This is a genomic window from Acinetobacter sp. ANC_7682 (assembly GCF_056779795.1).
Genome location: NZ_JBWYIQ010000054.1, coordinates 1 through 7513 on the forward strand (window position 1 = coordinate 1; position 7513 = coordinate 7513).

General features: G+C 38.2%; 6 protein-coding genes, 1 tRNA gene and 1 pseudogene. 5 read left to right on the top strand and 3 right to left on the bottom strand.

Going from position 1 to position 7513, the window contains the following annotated elements; genetic code table 11:
* Positions 1-304: 304 nt before the first annotated feature.
* Positions 305-381, bottom strand: a tRNA-Ile gene (locus tag AC1M9D_RS13650).
* Between the two features lie 328 nt (positions 382-709).
* Here AC1M9D_RS13650 and AC1M9D_RS13655 point away from each other — a divergent pair.
* Complete coding sequence (locus AC1M9D_RS13655) at positions 710-1276, top strand: 1-acyl-sn-glycerol-3-phosphate acyltransferase (RefSeq protein ID WP_171076734.1); 567 nt, start codon at positions 710-712, stop codon at positions 1274-1276.
* A 107-nt stretch (positions 1277-1383) separates the two neighbouring features.
* Complete coding sequence (locus AC1M9D_RS13660) at positions 1384-2133, top strand: YebC/PmpR family DNA-binding transcriptional regulator (protein WP_035264495.1); 750 nt, start codon at positions 1384-1386, stop codon at positions 2131-2133.
* 77 nt (positions 2134-2210) lie between these two features.
* Here AC1M9D_RS13660 and AC1M9D_RS13665 read toward each other — a convergent pair whose 3' ends face one another.
* Together AC1M9D_RS13665 and AC1M9D_RS13670 are read right to left on the bottom strand one after the other, a co-directional pair.
* Entirely contained in the window at positions 2211-2681 is a 471-nt protein-coding gene (locus tag AC1M9D_RS13665) for an Lrp/AsnC family transcriptional regulator (RefSeq protein WP_035264497.1), read from the bottom strand.
* A gap of 113 nt (positions 2682-2794) precedes the next feature.
* Positions 2795-3559: a glutathione S-transferase family protein gene (locus tag AC1M9D_RS13670; RefSeq protein WP_481587043.1), complete on the bottom strand. Its 765-nt coding sequence runs from the start codon at positions 3557-3559 to the stop codon at positions 2795-2797.
* A gap of 373 nt (positions 3560-3932) precedes the next feature.
* Here AC1M9D_RS13670 and AC1M9D_RS13675 point away from each other — a divergent pair, with 373 nt between their 5' ends.
* From AC1M9D_RS13675 to AC1M9D_RS13685, 3 genes and pseudogenes are all read left to right on the top strand, one after another.
* The gene (locus tag AC1M9D_RS13675; protein ID WP_481612409.1) at positions 3933-5135 is read left to right on the top strand and encodes an SfnB family sulfur acquisition oxidoreductase; all 1203 of its coding nucleotides are present in this window, start codon (positions 3933-3935) and stop codon (positions 5133-5135) included.
* 9 nt (positions 5136-5144) lie between these two features.
* Positions 5145-6368 (top strand): SfnB family sulfur acquisition oxidoreductase, encoded by a 1224-nt coding sequence (locus AC1M9D_RS13680; RefSeq protein WP_481612410.1) that lies wholly within the window; start codon positions 5145-5147, stop codon positions 6366-6368.
* Positions 6368-7423, top strand: a pseudogene (locus AC1M9D_RS13685) (NtaA/DmoA family FMN-dependent monooxygenase); the annotation flags it as partial. The gene AC1M9D_RS13680 and the pseudogene AC1M9D_RS13685, both read left to right, overlap by 1 nt.
* Positions 7424-7513: the final 90 nt, after the last annotated feature.

Consider the following 7513-nt stretch of genomic DNA (forward strand, 5'->3'; position numbering starts at 1 on the left):
TTGTACGGTAGATTTTAGAGGCAGGCTTATTCATTTTGAAATTATATTGCTGAATAAGCTTTTGATGCTAGGTTTGTGCAACAAAGCCGATGGAGGTTATCTGATATTAGAGATCTTATTGGTGTATAGTATTTAAGCATAGTATCAATGCTGATTGATACTATTCCAAAAATTTAATCAAGAATTGAAGATTACTTTCAACACTTCCCAATTAAAAAATAATAATTTTAGTTACATATAGCTTACATTAGCTAAATTCAAATAAAAGCACATAGAAAAATATTTCCTAAGTACCTGATATATATGGTGGGCCCAGACAGACTTGAACTGTCGACCAACGGATTATGAGTCCGCTGCTCTAACCAACTGAGCTATAGGCCCTATAAATACTGATTTCTCAAGTATTTTCGAATCAGAATACTAGCCAATATCAAATTCAAAAACAAGGTTTTTCATTTTTTTATCTTCAGCTTGACCAAAATTTATTCATCGCAGTTTACAAATCACGTACGATCTTGATCATCTATAGAATTTCAGTCACAAATATGTGAAAAATTATGAATTTTCGGTAAGCGTCGAGGATGTAAAGTTTGCAGATAAAATCTAAATTTAGTAGTCAATTTTTCTATAATTTATTACTAAAGGGATTGAATTTTTTAAAATGAAGTAAGAAACTCTGCCATATAAAATTCAAATATCTCTGTGAATCATGAAAAAACACATTGCCGAAATGGCATTTAAACTTGCTGGTGTCAAATATCATGTTGAACCGAATGTTCTTGGTGATAAACAAGTCATTATCGGTTTTGAACATACCACGATGATGGATGCTGTACTCTCAATCGCACTGTTTCAAATCCATGATATCCCGATTCACACACTAATTAAAAAAGAACTATTCAAAGGACCTTTTAAGCCAATTCTAGAAGGGGTTGGCGGTATTCCAGTTGACCGTCACTCAAATAAAGATATCGTGGCGCAAATGGTTGAACTCTTCAACTCCAATGACAAATTTAATCTCGTGATTGCGCCTGAAGCGACTCGTGCGAAAAATGGTGAACAACGTAAACCGATCCGCACCGGTTTTTGGCATATCGCAAAAGCCGCAAACGTCCCTATCGTTTTCTTGTTTGTAAACCAAAAAACCAAACAAGGCGGAATTTTTGGCAAAATCATGCCATCAGAGTTGGATCATGATTTGAAATTGATTCAGGAACTTTATAAGGAACATACAGGTTTAGACATTATTATTCCTGAACCGAAGAATAAAGCCTGATCTTGATCAATTGCTAAAATAAGGGTCTTTATTAAAAAAAAGCCCTTATGGTAGAATTTCGCAGATTTGATTAGGCATAAGGCCAATCTACAAGGAGCATATTTCGCATGGCGGGTCATTCCAAGTGGGCCAATATTAAGCATCGTAAAGCTAAACAAGATGCTAGTCGTGGTAAAGTTTTCACAAAATATATTCGTGAAATTGTTACGGCTGCAAAACTCGGTGGTCCAGATGCAGCAAGCAACCCACGTCTTCGTGCAGTTGTTGAAAAAGCATTGTCCGTTAACATGACTCGTGATGTCATCAACCGTGCCATTCAGCGTGGTGCTGGTGGTGAAGACAATGATGATTTAAAAGAAGTCACATACGAAGGTTATGGTGTTGGTGGTGTAGCCGTTATTGTTGAGACAATGACTGATAACTTAAACCGTACCGTACCAGATGTTCGTCACTGCTTCTCTAAAACAGATGGTAACTTAGGTACTAACGGCTCTGTTGCTTTCCTTTTCACTAAACGTGGTGAAATTACTTTTGAAGATGTTTCTTTAGAAGACCAAATTATGGACGTTGCGTTGGAAGCTGGTGCAGAAGACATTGAAGTGACAGAAGATGAAATTCTTGTGATCACCACACCAGAGTCTTTTGGTACAGTGCAAGATGCTTTAGCGGCTGCAGGTTTAAAATCTGACAATGCAGAAGTGGTGATGAACCCTTCAACTAAAGCAGAAATCACAGATATCGATCAAGCGAAAAAAATCATGAAAATGATTGATATGCTTGAAGATTTAGATGATGTACAAAACGTATATACCAACGTTGAGTTCTCTGAAGAGGTTTTAGCGCAATTGGATGCTTAATCCATATTCAGAATTAAAAAAACGCACCTTCTGGTGCGTTTTTTTAATTGAAAGGCGTCTTTTTTTGCAAGCTTGAATTATGCTTTACTCAATAAACCATGACAGTTAAATACATCATATTCTTTAATGACAAAACTTGAATGCAATGCCACAACATGATCAATTTTACCAATGCGCTGTAACAAAATCTGGCTATAATTTTCCATATCACGAGCAACAACTTCTATAATAAAATCAGCAGATTGCCCTGTGACTAAAAAAGCATTGATCACTTCAGGAATACTTTTAAGTTCATCTAAAAATTTTGCAAAAGTATCTGAGTCATGCTTACTCAATGATACTTGTAACAACACATGTAAATTAAACCCCAATTTTTGATAGTTAATATCACGCTTTAAATTTGTCATGATATTGGTTTCGATGAGATGTTTAATACGACGGTGCACTGAACTTACAGACAGGTTAATACGCTCCGAAAGCTCGTTCAGATTCAAATCTTCATGCGTAAGAATTTCTAAAATTTGTTTATCGTAACGATCTAATTCCATCTTCTTCTCAATATTTTCATGGCACAAAATGATTATGCGTTATTTTTTCAAAAATATCGATTCAAATGAAAATAAATTAACTAATCAGACAACATAACAGAAAATATGCTCTGTTATATCCCGCGCCAATCTACCCGCGCATTTCGTTCATTGGCATAAATACGTTTAACATATTGTCCTATCGGCAAATCAAGCAATTGATTTTGATATTCCACAAATTCAGATGAAACTGGCTGATGATATTCTCTTTCCCAAGGTGTACCAGAAATCTCGAGTAGTGGAGCAAGCATTGAACAAACGGCGATATCTGCCAAACCTAAACGATCTCCTACCAAATATCGAGATTGATTGTGAATCAATTGATCATTTAACTGCAAAATAATTTCATGCATGTTTTCTTTAGCAAGTGAAACTTGTTCATCATCGAGTTGATAGCTGGTTGAAACTAAAGTTTTAATAAGTGGCTTACTGATCTTTTGAAATTTTCTCAGATATCCTTTTTCACCAATCATGATTTCTAGCGGCTCATCACTTTCAGATAAAGCTTGAGCAAGCCCCCACCGCCTCACTGATACGCCCAATTGATTACTCAGGTCATTAATTTCAATTGCTTTTTTTCTTAACTTTAAATCTGATCTGAGCAATGAATGCTCTGGATAGACATCATCCAAATACAGGGCAATTTGGGTTGAATCTGCAATCCACTTTTCTTTATCACGTAATATCGGCAGAGAGTTTTGACCTGTTTTTAATTTTGCGAATGCACGATGTACGCCCGGAATCATATTTTGAGCAACATAATCCAATTCCTTATGATCAAGTAACCAGCGAGCTTTTTCACAAAAGTGAGATAAAGGAAACTGGTAAAGGATGCGCATAAAATCTCCGAAGTCTTGATCAATCATAGGATTTATTGTTTTGCTTACTTTATGCAACCCTATGCCAAAACACAATGTGATAATGCATCAATTGCAACTTAAATTGTTATTTTTGGAAATATGAATCCGTTAAATTATAAATGTTTAGCAAATCTTTATCTTTTTTATTGCAAAGTCTAAATGAATTTAACGTGTTTAGAGCACTGAAATTTATTAAAATTCATTATTAATCAAAATTTTAAGTTTTCTAATATTTTTCAATCGATATCTATATTTGTCTTAAGCATTTTTTTTGAATAGTTCAACGAAAACCAGCATTTAAAAAAAATATTCTATGGGCGTAGCGTATATCTCCTCAAAGAGGAATTGATCTATGTCTCGTTTAATTACTGAAAATGTTCATGTTATTGATAATGATCAAGATGCCATTCATGCAGCCTATCATGTTGCTGATTATGCGCTCGAAGGTCGCAATCAGCGTGACCAACAACGAGCTTTACCATTTGCAGAAATTGAATTATTCAGCCAAAAAGGTTTAGGAGGCTTACGCATCCCCCACGTATATGGCGGTGCTGAAGTATCTCATCGTACCCTTGCCCAAGTATTTCGTATTCTAAATAAAGCGGATTCAAGTTTAGGGCAAATTCCACAAAATCAAATTGCATTGCTCAATATGATCAACATCATGGGAAGCGATGAACAAAAGCAATTTATTTTCAACGAAATTTTAAAAGGTAAGCGTCTTGCCAATGGGGGGCCAGAACGACATACCAAAGATACCAAGACTTTAGACACACACCTTGTTTTGGAGGATGGGAAATATCGAGTTTCAGGGAAAAAATTCTATTCTACAGGCAGTTCATTTGCACATTGGTTAGCCATCAAAGCCATACACCCTGAAGGTCACGTGGTTTTAATTTTAGTGAACCGTGAATCCACTGGTATCGAAGTCATCAATGACTGGGATGGATTTGGTCAACGTACCACTTCAAGTGGCACAGTGATTTTAGACCATGTTGAAGTTGATCCATTACTGATTTTTGATGAAAGAAAATTATTGGACGTCCCTAATTTTAGAGGCGCGTTTTCACAGCTGATGCAAGTGGCTATCGATGTCGGTATTGCTGAAGCAGCGTTTGAGGACATGTTGTTTGCGATCCGTAAAGCACGCCCAATTGTGGATGCACAAGTTGAACGTGCCAGTGATGAACATTTCACCTTACAAGAAGTTGGCAAAGCTAATGTTTTGTTAGATGCCGCCATTCTTTTGCTCGATGAAGCAGCTGATTATTTAGATTCACTCAGTGTGCTTGAACAACTCTCTGATGAACAGATTGCTGAAGCTTCGATCAAAGTTGCTGAAGCTAAAGTCTATGCCAATGATGCTGCACTGCATATCTCAGAAAAGTTGATTGAGCTCGGAGGAAGTCGCGCCAGCCTCAATGTTCATAATTTTGATCAACACTGGCGAAATGCACGTGTACATACCCTTCATGATCCCATTCGCTGGAAAATTCACGCGCTGGGTTCGTATTACTTAAACCATACTTTTCCTGCACGTCATGCCTGGATTTAAGGAGTCATCATGTCATCTTTACAAGCTTTAGAGATCCAAGAATCAGGCAGCTATAGACCAGCGCATATTATTCGCTCTGATGAAGAAGCATTAAAAGTCGCACACGAACTCGCAGAAAAGTTTAAACACCGTGCATCTGAGCGAGATTTAAATCGTGAACTTCCTCATGAAGAAATCGAAGCTTACAGTCAATCTGGCTTATGGGCCATTACAGTACCTCAACAATATGGCGGTGCCGATGTTTCTATTCATACACTGACAAAAATCATCGCATTAATGAGTGGTGTAGATGGCTCTATCGGTCAAATTCCACAAAATCATTTCTATGCACTTGAAATTTTGAGAAATACTGGGTCTGATGCTCAAAAAAGACGTTTATTTACTGAAGTTTTACAAGGTGCTCGCTTCGGAAATGCCTTGGCTGAGTTTAAAACTAAGAATGCAGCACAACGCTATACCTCTTTAAGACAAGTTGAAAATGGATATGTCCTCAATGGTGAAAAATTTTATTGCACTGGCAGTCTATTCGCTCACCGTATTCCAACCCTTGCTAGTGATGAACAAGAGCGCCAGTTTCTGGTCTTTGTTCCACGTCATAGCAAGGGCTTAAGCCTAATAGATGATTGGAGTGGATTTGGACAACGAACCACAGGCAGTGGGACGGTTAAATTTGAAAATGTACAGATTGACCCTGAGGATGTAGTCCCTTTTGATTTGGCTTATTCAACTGCCACCATTTCAGGTCCATTTGCACAAATTATTCATGCCTCAATTGAAACAGGCATTGCTCGAGCTGCTTTTGAAGAAACATTAATACGCGTTCGTCAAGCACGCCCTTGGATAGATGCAAAAGTTGAATATGCCACTCAAGACCCTTTGACACTGTACGAAATTGGTCGAATTGCAACAGACGTCAAGGCGACTGAGTTACTACTTAAACAAGCAGCGCAAGCGGTTCAAGACGCCAAAGTCGCCCTTTCAGAACGTTCAGTTGCACATGCTTCTATTCAAGTGGCTAAAGCACGTGCACACAGTACCGAAACTGCACTAAAAGTCTCGTCAAAACTGATTGAACTGGCTGGTAGCCGTGGAAGTCAACGAAAAGATAATCTTGATCGATACTGGAGAAATGCACGCGTTCATACCTTGCATGATCCAGCGCGTTGGAAATATTTTTTTATTGCCAATTATGTTTTAAACGGCGTATTCCCCCCAAGACGAGGTACGCTGTAATGACAAAAATTCAATCGAGTCCTCAAAAACAGATCCTGTTCAATGCATTTGATATGAATTGTGTGGGTCATATTAATCATGGACTTTGGACACACCCACGTGATCAATCCTACCGATTTAATGAATTAAGTTATTGGACAGAACTCGCTCAAACTTTAGAGAAAGGTCTTTTCGATGGATTATTCATTGCCGATATTACTGGCGTTTACGATGTCTATCAAAATGGCATTGATCTAACCTTGAAAGAATCGATTCAACTGCCGAGCCATGATCCAAGCACGCTGGTGTCTGCAATGGCAGCCGTCACACAGCATTTGGGTTTCGGTATTACAGTGAACTTAAGTTATGAATCGCCTTATCAATTTGCTCGTCGCTTCGCGAGTCTGGATCACCTGACCCAAGGACGTTTGGGATGGAATATCGTCACTGGCTATTTGGATAGCGCAGCGCGATTGGTCGGTCAGCAAGGACTGAAAGATCATGATTTACGTTATGAACAAGCTGAAGAATTTTTAGAACTCTGCTACAAATTTTGGGAAGGCTCTTGGGAAAATGATGCTGTCATCCAAGATAAGCTCAATCGCATTTTTACCGATCCGAGTAAAGTGCATGCGATCCATCATCAAGGACAGTTCTATAACAGTCACGGCGTCTTCCAAGTCTCGCCTTCAGTGCAACGTACACCTGTGCTATATCAAGCGGGAGCATCACCCAAAGGATTACAGTTTGCCACTCGGCATGCAGAAGCCATGTTTATTGGTGGAGATACCGCTGAAAATATTGCGTCTCAAACACAAAAGATTCGTCAATTAGCACAATCACAAGGTCGTGATGGTACAGCAATTAAATTATTTGCAGGTATCACTGTCGTCACTGCTGAAACAGATCAACAAGCGCAAGAAAAACTACAGGAATATATTCGATATGCAAGTCCTGAAGCAGGGATTGCGCATTTCTCAAGTTCAATCGGAACAGACTTAGGTCATCTAAAAGATGAGGATGCTATTCCATATAAAAAAACCAATAGCATCGTTTCTGTAAATGAGCGCTTTAAGGCTTTGTTGCACAAACCTATCTGTAAAGGGTTTTTCAGCGATATAATTTTCAAATGAAGAAGCCTACACACAAAATCTACCGCACAACCA

What these genes read in the sequence shown, in the direction of transcription:
- AC1M9D_RS13655 (WP_171076734.1), top strand. Translation starts at nt 710, where the DNA reads ATGAAAAAACACATTGCCGAAATGGCATTTAAACTTGCTGGTGTCAAA.
- AC1M9D_RS13660 (WP_035264495.1), top strand. Translation starts at nt 1,384, where the DNA reads ATGGCGGGTCATTCCAAGTGGGCCAATATTAAGCATCGTAAAGCTAAA.
- AC1M9D_RS13665 (WP_035264497.1), bottom strand. Translation starts at nt 2,681, where the DNA reads ATGGAATTAGATCGTTACGATAAACAAATTTTAGAAATTCTTACGCAT.
- AC1M9D_RS13670 (WP_481587043.1), bottom strand. Translation starts at nt 3,559, where the DNA reads ATGCGCATCCTTTACCAGTTTCCTTTATCTCACTTTTGTGAAAAAGCT.
- AC1M9D_RS13675 (WP_481612409.1), top strand. Translation starts at nt 3,933, where the DNA reads ATGTCTCGTTTAATTACTGAAAATGTTCATGTTATTGATAATGATCAA.
- AC1M9D_RS13680 (WP_481612410.1), top strand. Translation starts at nt 5,145, where the DNA reads ATGTCATCTTTACAAGCTTTAGAGATCCAAGAATCAGGCAGCTATAGA.